General features: G+C 75.0%; 13 protein-coding genes. 5 read left to right on the top strand and 8 right to left on the bottom strand.

Going from position 1 to position 16,002, the window contains the following annotated elements; all coding sequences use genetic code 11:
- The first annotated feature begins 280 nt into the window (after nucleotides 1-280).
- Both kdpB and AB0P03_RS35535 read left to right on the top strand, forming a co-directional pair.
- Nucleotides 281-2,503 (top strand): potassium-transporting ATPase subunit KdpB, encoded by a 2,223-nt coding sequence (kdpB, locus tag AB0P03_RS35540; RefSeq protein ID WP_363632712.1) that lies wholly within the window; start codon nucleotides 281-283, stop codon nucleotides 2,501-2,503.
- 169 nt (nucleotides 2,504-2,672) lie between these two features.
- Nucleotides 2,673-3,161 carry a universal stress protein gene (locus tag AB0P03_RS35535; RefSeq protein WP_063346559.1) on the top strand — a complete coding sequence of 163 codons (489 nt, stop codon included), beginning with the start codon at nucleotides 2,673-2,675 and terminating at the stop codon, nucleotides 3,159-3,161.
- A gap of 74 nt (nucleotides 3,162-3,235) precedes the next feature.
- Here AB0P03_RS35535 and AB0P03_RS35530 read toward each other — a convergent pair whose 3' ends face one another.
- Complete coding sequence (locus AB0P03_RS35530; RefSeq protein WP_363632710.1) at nucleotides 3,236-4,747, bottom strand: ATP-binding cassette domain-containing protein; 1,512 nt, start codon at nucleotides 4,745-4,747, stop codon at nucleotides 3,236-3,238.
- A gap of 178 nt (nucleotides 4,748-4,925) precedes the next feature.
- Nucleotides 4,926-6,113, bottom strand: coding sequence for an alpha/beta hydrolase-fold protein (locus AB0P03_RS35525; protein WP_363632708.1), 1,188 nt, complete (start codon nucleotides 6,111-6,113; stop codon nucleotides 4,926-4,928).
- Nucleotides 6,114-6,712: 599 nt separating this feature from the next.
- Here AB0P03_RS35525 and AB0P03_RS35520 point away from each other — a divergent pair.
- The gene (locus AB0P03_RS35520; protein WP_363579906.1) at nucleotides 6,713-7,165 is read left to right on the top strand and encodes a hypothetical protein; all 453 of its coding nucleotides are present in this window, start codon (nucleotides 6,713-6,715) and stop codon (nucleotides 7,163-7,165) included.
- Nucleotides 7,166-7,175: 10 nt separating this feature from the next.
- Here the strand turns inward: AB0P03_RS35520 and AB0P03_RS35515 are convergent, their stop codons facing one another.
- The 4 genes from AB0P03_RS35515 to AB0P03_RS35500 all read right to left on the bottom strand — a co-directional run bounded on the left by AB0P03_RS35515 (nucleotide 7,176) and on the right by AB0P03_RS35500 (nucleotide 10,835).
- Nucleotides 7,176-7,805 carry a hypothetical protein gene (locus AB0P03_RS35515; protein ID WP_363618474.1) on the bottom strand — a complete coding sequence of 210 codons (630 nt, stop codon included), beginning with the start codon at nucleotides 7,803-7,805 and terminating at the stop codon, nucleotides 7,176-7,178.
- A gap of 134 nt (nucleotides 7,806-7,939) precedes the next feature.
- Entirely contained in the window at nucleotides 7,940-8,371 is a 432-nt protein-coding gene (locus AB0P03_RS35510) for a cupredoxin domain-containing protein (RefSeq protein WP_363632707.1), read from the bottom strand.
- Between the two features lie 20 nt (nucleotides 8,372-8,391).
- Nucleotides 8,392-8,877, bottom strand: a complete 486-nt coding sequence (locus AB0P03_RS35505) for a hypothetical protein (protein ID WP_363632705.1) — start codon at nucleotides 8,875-8,877, stop codon at nucleotides 8,392-8,394.
- 335 nt (nucleotides 8,878-9,212) lie between these two features.
- Nucleotides 9,213-10,835: a metallophosphoesterase family protein gene (locus AB0P03_RS35500; RefSeq protein ID WP_363632703.1), complete on the bottom strand. Its 1,623-nt coding sequence runs from the start codon at nucleotides 10,833-10,835 to the stop codon at nucleotides 9,213-9,215.
- A 253-nt stretch (nucleotides 10,836-11,088) separates the two neighbouring features.
- On the opposite strand from AB0P03_RS35500, the gene AB0P03_RS35495 reads away from it, so the two are divergent.
- A complete protein-coding gene (locus AB0P03_RS35495) occupies nucleotides 11,089-12,207 on the top strand; it encodes an NAD-dependent epimerase/dehydratase family protein (RefSeq protein ID WP_363632701.1) in 1,119 nt (372 codons plus the stop codon).
- Nucleotides 12,208-12,246: 39 nt separating this feature from the next.
- A complete protein-coding gene (locus AB0P03_RS35490) occupies nucleotides 12,247-13,788 on the top strand; it encodes an AMP-binding protein (RefSeq protein ID WP_363632699.1) in 1,542 nt (513 codons plus the stop codon).
- Between the two features lie 57 nt (nucleotides 13,789-13,845).
- Here AB0P03_RS35490 and AB0P03_RS35485 read toward each other — a convergent pair whose 3' ends face one another.
- Together AB0P03_RS35485 and AB0P03_RS35480 are read right to left on the bottom strand one after the other, a co-directional pair.
- A complete protein-coding gene (locus AB0P03_RS35485; protein WP_363618462.1) occupies nucleotides 13,846-15,018 on the bottom strand; it encodes a HAMP domain-containing sensor histidine kinase in 1,173 nt (390 codons plus the stop codon).
- Nucleotides 15,015-15,797 carry a response regulator transcription factor gene (locus AB0P03_RS35480; protein ID WP_363632734.1) on the bottom strand — a complete coding sequence of 261 codons (783 nt, stop codon included), beginning with the start codon at nucleotides 15,795-15,797 and terminating at the stop codon, nucleotides 15,015-15,017. Before AB0P03_RS35480 ends, AB0P03_RS35485 begins: the two co-directional genes overlap by 4 nt.
- Between the last annotated feature and the right edge of the window lie 205 nt (nucleotides 15,798-16,002).

The raw sequence follows: 16,002 nt of genomic DNA, 5'->3' as shown, positions 1-16,002 counted from the left end.
ACGCTCCGCCGTGCGTCCTTGACGCCTTCCTGACATCCGCCGCCCCGGCCATCACCCGTACGGCCGCACCCGCCCCCGAACGTCCGTACGCCCACCCGAACGCCCACCCGGTCCGGATGTCAGGGAGCCGTCAAGGACGGCCGCCCGCACGCCAAGCCCGCGTCAAGAGGCGCGTGGCGGGCGCGGATCCGGTGGTGGGCTGGCCGCCGTCCCCGCCGCCACCGAGTCCGCCGCCCCGTTGCCCCGCAGCCCGGGGCGGCCCGGAAGGTCTTCCGAGACGATGCGCCGTTCGGCCCTCACTCCCCCGGACACCACCACGCCCCGAACCGACTGGTTCCGCCGCCCGGACGGCGTCCGCGAGCGACCCCCGCACGACCGACCGGACGACCGGCCGCACCAACCGCAGCACCACCCGAGCCACCGGCCGACCGGCCCGGACGGCGGCCGCCGCCGGCTCATCACCCGCCGCCAGCTCACCGAGGCCCTGCCCGCCGCCGTCCGCAAGCTCCACCCGCGCACCATGATGCGCAACCCGGTGATGCTCGTGGTGGAGACCGGCTCCGCGCTCACCACGCTCAGCGCGGTGATCCACCCGAGCGTGTTCGCCTGGGTGATCGGCTTCTGGCTCTGGCTGACCGTGCTGTTCGCCAACCTCGCCGAGGCCGTCGCCGAGAGCCGGGGCAAGGCTCAGGCCGAGTCGCTGCGCCGCACCCAGGCCGGGACCACCGCCCGGCGGCTGCTGCACTGGCGGGTCGGCACCCGCGACCACCGCCACGAGGTGATCCCCGCCGAGCAGTTGATGCTGCACGACGTGGTGCTGGTGCCGGCCGGCGAGGTCGTGCCGCAGGACGGCGAGGTGGTCGAGGGGGTGGCCTCCGTCGACGAGTCGGCGATCACCGGGGAGTCCGCGCCGGTGATCCGCGAGTCCGGCGGTGACCGCACCGGCGTCACCGGCGGCACCAGGGTGCTTTCCGACCACCTGGTCGTCCGGGTCACCTCCCGGCCCGGGCAGAGCTTCGTCGACCGCATGATCGCCCTGGTGGAGGGCGCCAACCGGCAGAAGACCCCGAACGAGATCGCGCTCAACATCCTGCTCGCCTCGCTCACCATCGTCTTCCTGCTCTCGGTGGTCTCGCTCCAGCCGATGGCGATCTACGCGCACGCGCCGCAGACCACCGTGGTGCTGGTCGCCCTGATGGTCGCGCTCATCCCGACCACCATCGGCGCGCTGCTGTCCGCGATCGGCATCGCCGGGATGGACCGGCTGGTCCAGCGCAACGTCGTCGCCCTCTCCGGCCGGGCCGTCGAGGCCGCCGGGGACGTCGACGTGCTGCTGCTCGACAAGACCGGCACCATCACCCACGGCAACCGCCGGGCTGTCGCACTGCACCCGCTGCCCGGCGCGAGCACCGAACAGCTCGCCGAGGCCGCCCAGTTGGCCTCCGTCGCGGACGAGACCCCCGAGGGGCGCTCGCTCGTCGAACTGACGAACCGTCAGTACTGGGTGCCGCCCCGCGCCCCCGGCGAACTCGGCGAGCAGCGGCCCGTCCCGTTCACCGCACACAGCCGGATGAGCGGCGTCGACCTGACCTGGCCCGACGGGACGAACTGCCTGATCCGCAAGGGCGCCGCCGGCACCGTCGCCCGCTGGGTGGTGGAGTCCGGCGGGCGGATGCCGATGGAGGCCAAGCCGCTGGTGGACCGGATCGCCGAGGCCGGCGGCACCCCGCTGCTGGTCGCCGTCCACGACCGGCACGGCGCCCGCGCGCTGGGCGTGGTCGAACTCAAGGACGTGGTGAAGGAGGGCATCGCCGAGCGCTTCGCCGAGCTGCGCAGGATGGGCATCCGCACCGTCATGGTCACCGGCGACAACCCGCTCACCGCCCGCGCCATCGCCGCCGAGGCCGGGGTGGACGACTTCCTCGCCGAGGCCACCCCCGAGGACAAGCTCGCCCACCTGCGCCGCGAGCAGGCCGCCGGGAACATGGTCGCGATGACCGGCGACGGCACCAACGACGCCCCCGCGCTCGCCCAGGCCGACGTCGGGGTCGCGATGAACTCCGGCACCCCGGCCGCCAAGGAGGCCGGCAACATGGTCGACCTCGACTCCAACCCGGCGAAGCTGATCGACATCATCCGGGTCGGCAAGCAACTCCTCATCACCCGCGGTGCGTTGACCACCTTCTCGATCACCAACGACGTGGCCAAGTTCTTCGCGATCATCCCCGCGATGTTCGCGAACGCCTACCCCGGGCTGCACCACCTCAACATCATGGAACTGCACAGCCCGACCTCGGCGATCGCCTCCGCGATCATCTTCAACGCGCTGATCATCGTCGCCCTGATCCCGCTGGCCCTGCGCGGCGTCCGCTACCAGCCCGCCTCCGCCACCGACCTGCTCCGCCGCAACCTGCGGGTGTACGGGCTGGGCGGGCTGATCCTGCCGTTCCTCGGCATCAAGGCGATCGACCTGCTGATCCAGTTCGTGCCGGGCCTCGGCTGAGCCGCACGGCGCGCCGGAGCTGTCAGAAGGCCGTCAAGAAGTGTGCGACCGGCGTCATGGAGCCATCAGCGGCGGTACGGACGGACCGGTTCCGGGGTTCACTGGAATCATCCGAACCAAGGAGTACGGAACCGGGAGTACCCGACCGGAGAAACGGAGGCGAACGGCCATGACCGGGACCACCCGAGTGATCGTCGGCCTGAGCGGATCACTGAGCAGTCTGGCCGCCCTCTACCACGCCGTCGGCGAGGCGGCCCGCAGCGAGGCCGTGCTGGTGCCGGTGGCCGCGTGGAACGCGGGCGAACGCGACGGCCTGCGCCCGCTGTCCGAACTGGAGCACGCCGCCCGGCGGCGGCTGGACATCGCCTTCGAGCAGGCCTACGGCGGCTACCCGGCCGGGCTGGTCATCCACCCGCTGGTGGTCAAGGCCGAGCCCGGGCCGGCCCTGGTCGGCGCCGTCACCGGGCCGGAGGACCTGCTGGTCCTCGGCGCCGCCACCCGCCGACGGTTCGACCGGCTGCGGCACGGCTCGGTGGCCCGGCACTGCCGCCACCGCGCGGGCTGCCGGGTGGTCGAGGTGTCGCCCTCCGCGCTGCTGACCCGGCTCGAACTCCCCGCCCGCACCGGGGCACCGCTCCCGCTGCTGGGGCGCGCCTAGCTGGGGCGTGTCCCCCGGATCTCGCCGGACAGGCCCTGAGCAGCTCCCCCGAACCCGCCCGCCGGCTCGACGCGTCACCTCACCCACGCCGAGCCGGCGGGCGCCATCGCGCCCGGGCCCGCCGGTCCAGGGCCCCTGGTCCGGGCCCGCCCCGGCACCTCCCCCAACTGCACCACCGCGTCCGCGTGTTCGCGCACCAGCGGTAGGTCGTGGCTGATCAGCGCCAGCGCCACCCCGCGCTCGGCGCGCAGCCGGCCCAGCAGGGTCACGATGCCCGCGGCCGTGTCGGCGTCCAGCCCGGAGGTCACCTCGTCGCACAGCAGGACGTCCGGCTCGGCCGCCAACGCCCGGGCGATGGCGACGCGTTGACGCTGGCCGCCGGACAGCTCGGGCGGGTGCCGGGCGGCCAGGTCGGCGGGAAGGCCGACGGCGGCCAGCAGTTCGGCGACCCGGCCGGGGCACTGCTCGTGCGGGGTGGTGTGGTGCAGCCTCAGCGGACGGGTGAGGGTGGCGCCGACCGTCCGGGCCGGGTTGAGCGCGCCGAGCGGGTTCTGCGGGACGAGTTGGACGCGGCGGCGCTGCTCGCGGGTGCGGGCGTGGTGCGAGCCGGCCAGCGGGGCGCCGTCCAGGGTGAGGGTGCCGCCGGTGGGCGGGTGGAGCCCGGCGAGGACCCGGACGAGGGTGGTCTTGCCCGCGCCGGAGGGGCCGATGATGCCGGTGCAGCTGCCGGGCGCGAGGTGCAGGTCGACCCCGGTGAGGATCCGGCGCCGCCCGCGCCCGTACCCGACGTGGGCTTCGACGCCGAGCGCGGCCAGCCCGACGGCGGTGCGCGCCGCGACCGGTCCGGACGTACGGCCGGCCCCGGTCCGGATGGCGCCGCCGCCCGCCCCGGGGCGGGCCGGGGCGAGGACGAGCACCTCGTCGGCGCAGCGGGCGACGAAGGCGGCGTCGTGGCTGGCGAGCGCGACGGCGATGCCGTGCCGGCGGGCGAGTTCGCGCAACAGGTCGGCGATCTCGTCCCGCAGGGCGGAGTCCAGGCCGGCGCCGGGTTCGTCGAGGAGCAGCAGGTCGGGGCGGCGGGCGAGGGCCCGGGTGAGGGCGACGCGGCGCTGCTGACCGCCGGAGGGGGCACCTGGGAGGGCGAGGGCGCCGGGGAGGCGGCGTTCGAGCCGCTGGTCGGCGGGCAGTCGGACCCGGGCGAGCAGGTCGCCCACGGCTTCGGGGCCGCGGTCGGCGGCGGCCCCGGCGGGCAGTCCGGCGACCCGCGGCCGGGGGTTGAGGCCCGAACCCTGGTCCTGGCCGAGGAAGGCGAGCCGGTGACGGCGCAACCGGCGCAGCGCTTCGGGAGCGAGGGAGAGGACGTCCTGGCCGAGGACGGTGACCAGCCCGGTGGCCCGGGCGCCCGGGGGCAGGGCTCCGGCGAGGGCGTGCAGCAGGGTGGTCTTGCCCGCGCCCGAGGGGCCGGTGACGGCGTGCACGCGTCCGGGGCGCAGATCGAGGCTGACCGGGGCGAGCAGCGGGGTGCCATCCGCGAGGGCGATGGCGAGCCGGTCGACCCGGGCGGTCGGGTTCTCGGTCACAGTCATTCCGCGCGTCCTCACCCCCGAACCGAAAGCACTTAGGTTTGCCTATCCTGAAGTTGAGCCCCCGGCAACCCTCCTGCCACACAATGGCTCAGGAGTGACCACCCCGCCGACGTTCTCGGCCGCCGTCCGGCCGTCGGCACCAGAACGTGCCCGGCGCGTGCCCGCCGCGCGGCTGGTGTCACTGCGGGTCGTGCAGGTGGTCGCTCAACCAGGTCAGCGACGGCGGGAGCAGCCTGGTCCAGGTGGTGAAGTTGTGCCCGCCGGTCTCCACGGTGGCCTGGGCGACCACCAGCGGCGGGCGGGCGGCCGCGGCGAAGGCCACGGAGTCGGCGTAGCCGTGGCCGTCCTCCTTGCTGTCGGCGAGGAGCACGGCCAGGGCGGGCATCGGCAGGTGGGCCAGGCGCCAGTTCAGGTCGGCCTCGTCGCGCCGCTGCCGGCTGCCGCCGAAGAGGTCGCCGGTGGTCACGTCCTCGGCGGCCTTGAAGTAGCCGGACAGCGAGACCGCCACCGGGAAGGTCTCCGGGTGGACCATGCCGAGCTTGACGGCGCAGTAGCCCCCGGTGGAGTCGCCGATCACGCCGAGGCTGCCGGTGCCGTCGAGCACCCGGTAGGAGGCCCGCAGGTCGGCCGGCACGTCGGTGGTGAAGTAGCGCTGGGCCTGCGGGCCGTTCGGGACGTCCTCGCACTCGCTGTCGCGCGGCATCGACGGCGAGGGGCGCACCAGCACCAGGACGGTCGGCTTCATCGCCCCCCGGCGCAGCAGGTCGAGTTCGTACGCCGGGTAGCGCAGCTTGGTGACCAGGTTGGCGGCGTCCCCCGGGAAGCCGGTCATCACCAGCACGGCCGGGAAGTGCCGGGTCTCGGCGCCGGGCCGGAAGTACTGCGGCGGCAGGTAGACGTACCCGTCGGTGCTGAGCCCGGTGGTGCCGCCGGGCAGCCGCACCCGGTCGAGCCGCCCGATGGTGGCCGGGCCGCGGTCGGCCCCGTCCGCGCCGGTGATCTCGGCGGTGCCGAGCACCTGCACCCCGGCGGGCACCTCGGCCGGGGTGCCGCCGGGGGTGCCGCCAGGCCCTCCGGACGGAACGACGGTCGGGCTGGCAGACGGGCCGCCCGCCTGGATGACGCCCGCCCCGCGGTCGCGCCCGAACAGGTCGGACCAACTGCTGTAGAACACGAAGTCGTCGTTGACGGCGAGCCCGAGGGTGGCCAGCAGCGCGAACTGGGTGACGGCGATCGTCCCGAGCCGCAGGAACACCGCGGGCCAGCTGCGGACGGCCAGCCGGGGCCAGACCCAGAGCGTGCCGAGCACCGTGCACACCGCGAACAGCGCCGCCAGCGCCAGCAGCTTGTGACTGGTGAGTCCCATCCGGCCTCCCTGGGCGCGTCCGACGGCGCGACCCAGGGTAACCAGGGCGGGACCGAACGTCACTCCCTCCGGTCGGCCACCGTGTTCAGATCCATGTCGCTCCATCGCCCCCGGCCGGTCCCGTTCCTTCGGTACGGCGATTGAAGCGGCGGCGACCGGCCGGGCGCGAGTGGGCCCGCACATCAGCCGCACCCGGCCCCACCTGGTCGATCGTCCAACGGCGGGCTCTCCCACCGGCGCCAACTTCGACAAGGGTGTCGAAGTTGGCGTGAGGCCCGGGCTATGCTGTCCCGAAGTCCGAGGATGACCCCCCCTTGCCCCGTCGACGAACGCACCAGCATGGCGCGCCCGACCGGAAGGAGGCGAGACGCATGGACAGCAGCAGTGCGGGCCGCACCACCCACCCCCACCCCCGCATACCCCGGTCCGCCTCCGGCAGACGGTGAGCACGGTCGAGACGGTGAACACGCCCGTCGCCCGGACTTCCTGACGCAACGTCAAGTCTTCTTGGCGCCACGTCCCACACGTCGGCCCTGCCGCCACCGCCGTCCGCGGCCCCTTCGCCCGCCCCGGTCTCCCCCGCCGAGGAGAGGTATCCCATGACGACGTCCCGGCCCTACCCGCGCCCCGCCGAAGCCGCGGTGCTGCTCACCGTCCTCGCCCTGCTCGTCGCCGAGGAACTCGCCCTCGGCCTGGCCGAGGAGGAGGACCGCCCGGTCATCAACGCCGTCCTGATCGGCGCCTCCGGCTCCGGCCTCCTGGCGGTCGGCGCGGTGCTGCTCGGACGCTGGCTCGACACCCGCCGCCCACTCCCGTTACCCCCGCCCGGCCCCAACGGCCGCGAGTACAGCGCCCGCGCCCTCGAAGACTTCCCGATGGACGCCGTGCGCCCACTCCTCCTCGCCCACCAGGCCCCGCAGCTGGGCCAGTTGTACTCCGCCTGGATGCTCGCCCGGGCCGGCCGCCCGGCCCCGTGGATCGCCCGCCGACTCGGCATCCCGCTCGACGCCGCCCACCTCCTCGTCGACGCCGCCCGCACCCGCCACGACTGAGCCGACGGCGTCAGCGGCGCCGGCCGGGCGCCCCCGCGCCCGCCTGCGCCAGCAGGAACGGCACCAGGCCGCGCTCCGCCAGCGCCGACCGCCAGGCGTCCCGCGCCAGCCCCAGCTCCCCCAGCACGCCGGTCTCCCCGCCGGACTCCGCCGACCTCGACCGCGAGGCCGCGCCCAGCAGTCCCAGTCCGCCCACCAGCAGGCTCAGCGCGGCCACCCCGGCCGCCACCCACCCGGCGCCGACCAGCGCGTGCCCCAGCACCTCGGCGTCGTCCGCCAGCCCCAGCGCGTACCCGAGCAGCAGGAAGATCGCGGCGGCCACCCCGGCGACGATCGGCACGATCACCCCCAGCACCCCCCACCACCCGGACACCCGCTGCCGCCCCGGCTCGTCCACCGGCAGCCGCGCCACCGCGTCCTGGTCCGCCCGCAGCGCCGCGTACCGCTCGTACTCGGGCGCCGCCGCCGCCAGCACGAACTCCGCGTTCTCCCGGGCGCTCCGCCGCAACCGCTCCACCCCCGGCCCCTCGTCCCCCACCGCCCGCAGGGCCGCCCGCACCTGCGACCCGGCCAGCGCCCTCCCCAGTTCCGTCTCGAAGTCGGCCCGATCCTGCTGCGGCAGTCGAAGCGGCCTGTCCATGCCGTGCCCCCGTTCACTGTTCTCCTAGTTCTACAGAACTGTAGAACATGGCGGCGGATAGCAGCAGCCCCGTTCACCTGTGGGCTTGCGATTCAGGAGCGGCCGGCACCCGCGCGGCCGACGGACCGGTCGGCTCAGGACACCGTCAGGATCCCCCGCATGAAGTGGTGCAGGGTGCACAGGTACGAGGAGGCGCCCGGCCGGGCCGGCGCGGTGAAGGTCGCGGACGCGCCCGGGGCAATGGTGCCGGTGTCGAAACTGCGGTCCTGGGCGGTGAGGGTGTGGTCGACGGTGTCGGCGTTGCGGACCGTGACGACGGCGCCCGGGCGGATGGTGAAGTCGGCCGGCTCGAACGCGAAGTCCCTGATGGCCACCACCCCCGGGGCGGGAGCGGTGGCCGAGGACGGCGAGGCGGCCGGGGTCGCCGAAACGGACCCGGTCGGCCCCGGGCCCGAGGTCACGCCCGAGGTCGCGACTGAGGTCGAGCCCGAGTCCGGGCCTGAGTCCGGGCCGCCCACGCGGACGGAGCAGGCGGCGAGGGCGGCGCCGAGGAGCACGGCGGCCACGGCCCGGGCCCGCGGACGCATCAGGAGCCGAAGAGCGGGACCCGCCGGGCGTCGGAGGACGCGGGCGGGGTGGCGCCGAGGTCGGAGACCGTGGCGATCAGGACGGCGTCCGCGCCCGGGATCCAGTTGACCGTCTTGGACTGGACGACGAGCTGCCGCTGCCGCGCCGTGCCGTCGCAGATCACGTCCGCCTCGGCCGTCCGGCTGGAGCCGAAGGCCATCGAGGAGGTGTCCTCCGGGTCCCGCTGCTCGACCGAGACGGTGAGCGACCGGGCCTCCTCCGCGACCCCGCAGACGTACTCGACGTCGACCCGGACCCGGCCGGGCACCTTCGGGTCGATCCGGGCCTCACCGAGAGTGACGCCCGTGGGGGCCGCGTCCCCGTCCCGCACCCGGGCCGGGGCGGCCACCGAAGCCGCGGCCGGCGCCGGGTCGGCGGCCAGGGCGGGTGCCGTGAGCCCGCCGAGGGCCGTGGTGAGGGCCGTCACAATGATCCACCGCTGCACTGCCAACCTCCCATAACTGAAACCGTGTTGCGGCCGACGCTAACCGCCCCGCCAGTGGCCCGCGCGCCGAGGCGGGGACCCGTCGCACGGACAGCCCAGCCACGGCGGCGACCCGCCGTCACCAACGGCCCAGCGCGGCGGTGACCCGGCATCACCACCGGCCCAACCCGCCGCCGACCGACCGTCACCACCGGGCCGGGCCGCCGCGACGACCCTCCGTCACCACTCACCCCGCATGGACCGGCGCCCGCTCGGCCGCCGTCCCCGGAACCGTCTGAACGGACGAGGGGCCCGCCGCGCGGTACGCGCGACGGGCCCCTCAGGGACGCGAGGCGTTACCGGCGCCCGGCGCCGACCTCGGAGCCGGTGTTCTCGTCCTCGCCCTGCTCGTCGTTCCGGTCGTCGCTCCGGTCCCGGTCGCCCCAGCCGTCGCTGCGGTCGCGGTACAGGGTGAAGCGGTCGAAGAGCACCGGCGTCGGGAACGGGTTGGCCGCGGTGGCGGACGGGGAGTGGTAGTAGCTGACGGTGATGGTGGTGCGGCCGCCCGGCAGCGGCCCGGGGTCGACGTCGAAGACCGCGACGCCGTAGGGGAAGGCGGTGTCCGGGTCGGTGACCGCGGACCAGTGGGCCTTCTCCTTGGCGTCCGGGTCGGCCTTGAAGGTGAGCCGCTGGGTGCGCACGGAGGCCTGGCGGACGCCGTCCGCGTCGGCGGGCAGGTAGACGTCGTCGTGGCCGGCGGTGCCGCCGCCACCGAGGATCAGGTGGACGGTGCCCTGCGAGGTGTCGATCCGGCGCAGGTCGTCGTCGGCGACGGCCGGGGTGAGCAGGCCGCCCGGCTCGGTGCCGCGGACGGGGTGGGTGCGCTCGTAGTCGTGGTCGTGCCCGGCCAGGACGAGGTCGACGCCGTAGCGGTCGAGCAGCGGCAGCAGCTTCTCGCGGATGCCCATGTCACCGCCGTGGCTGGCGGCCGAGGAGGACATCGCGAACTGGTGCAGGTTGACGACGACCCAGTCCACCGCGCGGCCGCGCCGGGCGCGCGCCAGGGTGCGTTCCAGCCAGCGGAGTTGGGCGCCCTCGCTGTAGTCGCTGATGTAGATGGACAGGCCGGTGGACGGGTCGAGGCTGGCGTCGTCCTCGACGGCGATCTCGTTGCCGTCGAGGCTGACGAACAGCACCGAACCGACCTGGAAGCTGTACCAGTTGCCGCAGTAGTCGCGGGTGCCGTTGTCGGGCAGTTCGAAGCGCGTCAGGTAGGAGGCGTAGCCGAGGTCCCCGCCGCCGGCCTCGACCTCGTGGTTGCCGGGCGCGGGCATCCAGGGCCGACTGGCGGCCGACTTGGCGAGGTTGTTCATGAACGCGTTCCAGCACTGCGGCTGGCGCTGCGGGTTGTTGTTGGCGTACGCGAGGTCGCCGTTGAGCAGGTGGAACAGCGGCGCGAACTGCTCGACCTGGCGGACGGCGGCGGCGCCGTGGATCGAGGACTTGCTGAACACGTCGTCGCCGGTGCCGAGATCGCCGAAGCTGGTGAAGCGGAACGCGGCCCGGCCACGCGCGGGCGCCGTGCGGAAGGTGCCGCGCACCGGGCCGGAGCCGTCGTGCAGCACCTCGTAGACGTACGTGGTGTCGGGCCGCAGGCCGTCCAGGCGGACGTGGTGGGTGTACGTCTCGACCTTGTTGAGCCCGTCGACGTAGGTGCGGGTCTCGGCGTCCACGGTGTGGCCGGCGCCGCCGCGGGGGGTGCCGATCCGCACCCGGGGGCGGCGCACGCTGGCGGCCGTCGCCCAGGAGACGGTCATCTCGCGGGACGGCTCGTTGCCCCACTGGAGGTGGATCTGCTCCGGTCCGGGGGTGCCCGCCAGGGCCGGCTGCGTCCAGAGGAGGGCGGACGCGGGCAGCGCAGCCAGCGCACCGGCCGCGGTACCCGTCCGAAGGACCGTTCTGCGCGAGGGATGTGACACTGCCGCCTCCAAGGCTCCGGGAAACGCCCTGGAGAGTCCCAGCCGAACCGGGCGCCCGGGCCACCGGGGAAGGTTCTTCCGGCGAACGCCAGTTGAACGCCGGATCGGATCGGGCGGCGATCGACCGTGACACCGGTCACGCCGGTCACGCCGGTTACGCCGGTTACGCCGGTTACGCCGGGAGGATTACCGATCCCTGACGGCCGGTCCGTCCACGCCCGATCCGCCGCACCGCGCGGCTAGCGTCGGCGGCATGGAGATTCTGGTCACCGGCGGAGCCGGGTTCATCGGGTCGGCCGTGGTCCGCGCACTGGTCGCGGCCGGGCACGGGGTGCGGGTGCTGGACGCGCTGCTGCCCGCCGTCCACCGCTCGGGGCGGGCCCCCGAACTGCCCGGGGGCGTGGCCTTCGAGCAGGGGGACGTCCGGGACGCCGCCGCCGTGCAGCGGGCGCTGGCCGGGGTGGACGCGGTCTGCCACCAGGCGGCGATGGTCGGCCTCGGGCTGGACCTCGACGACGCCCCCGCCTACGCGGGCTGCAACGACCTCGGCACGGCCGTCCTGCTCGCCGCGATGGCCCGCGCCGGTGTCCGCCGGCTCGTCCTGGCCGGCTCGATGGTGGTGTACGGGGAGGGCCGCTACCGCTGCCCCGCGCACGGCGACGTGGCCCCGGGCCCGCGCCGCCCGGCCGACCTGGAGGCCGGGCGCTTCGAGCCGCCCTGCCCGGTCTGCGGCCGCGCCCTGAGCCCCGGCCTGGTCGCCGAGGACGCCCCGGCCGACCCGCGCAGCGTGTACGCGGCCACCAAGCTCGCCCAGGAGCACCTGGCCTCCGTGTGGGCCCGGGCCTGCCAGGGCGCCGTCCTGACGCTCCGCTACCACAACGTGTACGGCCCGGGCATGCCGCGCGACACCCCGTACGCGGGGGTCGCCTCGCTGTTCCGCTCGGCGCTGGCCCGGGGCGAGGCCCCCCGGGTGTTCGAGGACGGCGGCCAGCGCCGGGACTTCGTCCACGTCGAGGACGTCGCCGCGGCCAACCTCGCCGCGCTGGAGGCCCTTGCCGCCCGCGCGCCGGGTAGCTCCCGCGCCTACAACGTGGGCAGCGGCGAGGTCCGCACGATCGGCGAGATGGCCGGGGCGCTGGCGGCGGCGTACGGCGGCCCGGCACCGCTGGTGACCGGCGAGTACCGCCTGGGCGACGTCCGGCACATCACCGCCGACTCCTCCCGGCTGCGCGCCGAACTCGGCTGGCGCCCGCAGGTGCCGTTCCCCGCCGGGATGGCCGAGTTCGCGGCGGCACCGCGGTCCGGCGCCACACCTGACGGTCCGTCCGATATCGGCCGGAACTCACCGGTGAAGAGCGGAGGATGGGGCTAGCCTTGCAACATGGTTGCAAACTACAAGGAAGAAGTGGCCATGAACGACCAGGAATTCGTCAGCGCACCCGCCCTGATCCTCCGGTCCCTCTCCGCCGATCCGGAGCGGCGGGCCATCGTCACCGCCGACGGCGTCGAGATCACCGCCGGCGACTTCGCCACCGCCACCTACCGCCTCGCCCACGAGCTCATCGCCCGGGGCGTCACCCGCGGGGACACCGTCACCCTGCTCACCGGCAACACCGCCGAGGCGCTCGGCGCCCGCTACGCCGCGGGCCTCGCAGGTGCGCGGGTGGTCACCCTGTACGACGGCATGAGCACCCCCGTCCTGGCCGAGATCGCGGCGAGCGTCGACACCGCCGTCCTCCTCGTGGACGCCGAACGGTACGCGGAGGCCGCCGAGTTGCTGCCCCTGATCGCCGTGCCGACGGTCCTCCGCCTCGGCCCCGGACCGGATGCGATCGGCGAGGACGTGATCGCCGCCTCCGCCAACCGCCCCGCCGAGCCGCCCGCCGTCCGGATCGGCCCGGACGACGACCTCGGCATCCGCCACACCGGCGGCACCACCGGGGTCCCGAAGGGCATCCTCAGCCTGCACGGCCCCTACCGCGGCGTCTTCGACACCTCGTTCGGCTCCGCCGGCACGGCCGGCGAGGCGCCCCGCTTCCTCGCCGCCACCTCGCTCGCCCACCTCGCCGGGATCTTCTCCGACCTGACGCTCCACCACGGCGGCACGGTGGTCCTCCAGCGCACCTTCGACCCCGGCGAGGTACTGGCCGCCGTCGAGCGCGAGCGCATCACCAGCCTCTGGGTGCTGCCGCCGCTGCTCTACCAGCTGCTCGACCACCCGGCGATCGGCCGCACCGACCTGTCCAGCCTGCGGCAGATCACGTACGGGGGCTGCGCCGCCTCGCCGACCCGGATCCGCGAGGCGCTCAAGGTGTTCGGGCCGGTCCTGGTGGGCGTCTACGGGATGTCCGAGGCGCAGCTGATCTCCTTCCTCACCCCGGAGGGGCACGACCGGATCGCGCAGGGCGGCCAGGTCTCGGTCGGCCGCCCTCTCCCGGGCGTCGAGGTGGTGATCCGGTCCGCCGACGGCACCGAGCTGCCCACGGGGGAGCAGGGCGAGGTCCACGTCCGATCGGCCGGACTCATGGCCGGGTACTGGAAGCGGCCCGACCTGACCGCCGAGGTGCTGCGCGACGGCTGGCTGAACACCGGCGACGTCGGCTACTTCGACGCGGACGGCTGCCTCTACCTGGCCGACCGGGTCAAGGACCTGATTATCGTGGTCGGCGGGCACGTCTACCCGTCCGAGGTGGAGGACCTCCTCCTCACCCACCCGGCGATCGCCCGCTGCGCGGTCTTCGGCGTGCGCGACGCGCAGGAGGCGGAGCACGTCCACGTCGCCGTCGTTCCCGCTCCGGGGCAGCAGCCCGAGTTGGCGGACGTCCAGGCGTTCGTCACGGCCCGCAAGGGGCGGATCTACGCGCCGGAGGCCCTGCACCTCGTGGACGAGATCCCGCTGACGTCGGTCGGCAAGCCGGACAAGAAGCGGCTGCGCGAGGCCGTGGCCGAGTAGGCCGAGCGGGCCGAGCGCGCCGCGCGTCCGAAGGGCGGACCCCAGGGACCTGCCTCGTCATTCCCGCCGGGCGCGCGGCGCGGGCAGGGCGATCTCGAAGCAGCAGCCCCCGGCGACGTTGCGCACCTCCGCGCGCCCGGCGTGCGCCTCGACGATGCCGCGCACGATGGCGAGCCCGAGCCCGGCACCGCTCTCGCCGGGCTCGCCGGCGGCCCGGCCGTCGTCGCGGCGGGGCGTGCGGGCGGAGCCGCCGCGCCAGCCCGTCTCGAACACCCGGGGCAGGTCCTGTTCCGGGATGCCGCCGCAGCCGTCGGTCACCGACAGCACCACCTCGTCGGCCTCCCGCCGGGCGGCGACGGCCACCACGCCGTCCGCGGGGGTCGAGCGGATCGCGTTGACCAGCAGGTTGCCGAGCACCCGGGTGATCTCCCCGCTGTCCACCTCGACCGGCTCGGCCGCCGCCGGCTCGTCGGCCACCTGCCGCCCCTCCAGCCGGACGCCGCGCCGCCGGGCCAGCGGGTACGCCCCGGCGAGCGCGTCGTCCACCAGGTCGTACACCGAGACCCGGGTGAGCGAGAGGGCGAGCGCGCCCGCCTGGATCCGGGAGAGCTCGAACAGGTCGTCCACCATGCCGGTGAGCCGTTCGACCTCGGTGCCGATCCGCACCAGGTAGCGGTCGGGGTCCTCGGCGACGCCGTCCTCCAGCGCCTCGGCCATCGCCCGCAGGCCGGCCAGCGGGGTGCGCAGGTCGTGCGAGATCCACGCGACCAGCTCCCGGCGGGAGTGCTCCAAGGCCTGCTCGCGCGCCCGGGACTCCGCCAGCCGGGCGCTGGTGGCAGCCAACTCCTCGCTCAGCGCGGCGAGTTCCGCGCCGAGCGGGTGCGCGGGCGCGGTGAACCCGGCGTCACTGCCGACCGTCCGGACGGCCTCGGTCAGCGCCCGGCTACCGGCCACCACCTGACGGCCGAGCAGCGCGGCGGTGAGCAGCGAGACGACGGCGGCCATGCCGAGCACCGTGATGACCACGCCGAGGTCGTGGGTGGACAGGAACATCGCCTGCGCCACGGCGAACGTCCCGGACGTCACCGCGAGGACGGTCACCACCGCCACGCAGAACAGGGACAGGGCGACGGAGCGGCGGCGCAGCAGCCGGATCGCCGCCCAGCCGAGCAGGCCGGCCCCGCCCGCGCCGAGGGCGGCGAACAGGGCGATCAGCAGCAGGTCCTTCACGCCGCACCGCCCTGCGGGTGGTGCGGCATGTCGTGAGCCGGGTCATGGGGAGCCGGGCCGTGGGGCGCCGGGTCGTAGCGGTAGCCGACGCCCCAGACGGTGCTGATCAGGGCGGGCGCGGCCGGGTCGTCCTCGATCTTCTCGCGCAGCCGCCGGACGTGGACGGTGACGGTGGAGAGGTCGCCGAAGTCCCAGCCCCACACCCGCCGCATCAGGCTCTGCCGGGAGAACACCGTGCCGGGGTGCCGGAGCAGGAACGCCAGCAGGTCGAACTCCCGCAGGGTGAGGGCGAGTTCACGCGCACCCCGGTGGGCGCGGCGGGCCTTCGGGTCGAGCGTGACGTCCCCCGAGCGCAGCACCCCGTCGCCCGGCCCGCCGGCCGGCCCGCCGCCCGTCCCCTCGGCGGCCCCGCTCCCCGCCCGGGCGCGGCGCAGCACCGACTGCACCCGCAGCACCAGTTCGCGCGGGCTGAACGGCTTGGTGACGTAGTCGTCCGCGCCCAGCTCCAGGCCGAGGATGCGGTCCGCCTCGTCGCCCTTGGCGGTGAGCAGCACCACCGGCAGCGCGGCGCCCCCGGCGGAGGCCCGCAGCCGGCGCAGCACCTCCAGCCCGTCGAGGCCGGGCAGCATGAGGTCCAGCACCAGCAGGTCGGGGCGGGTGCGCTCGGCGAGGTCCAGGCCCAGCGCACCGTCGGCGGCCCGGTCCACATGGTGCCCGGCGCGGGTGAGGTAGCCGGCGACGACCTCGGCCACGGTCGGGTCGTCGTCGATCACCAGGATGTGCGAGGTGTCGTTCACCTCGCCGAGGATAGGAGGCCTCGGCGGCGGGCGCGGGCGGAAGCGGGCCCGCGTTCGCGTTCCGTAAGATCCGCCGCCCGCACCCTCGCCCGACCCGGACCAGCCCAACCCGATGCGACCCAGCCCAGCCCAGCCCGATGCGGCCCGGCCCGATCCGCCGGACGGGTCAGCCGCCGGGGCGTCCGAC

This window comes from Kitasatospora sp. NPDC088779 (assembly GCF_040685395.1).
GTDB lineage: Bacteria > Actinomycetota > Actinomycetes > Streptomycetales > Streptomycetaceae > Kitasatospora.
The sequence above is the reverse complement of the archived record's forward strand: the minus strand, read 5'-3'. Positions and strand labels throughout refer to the sequence as shown.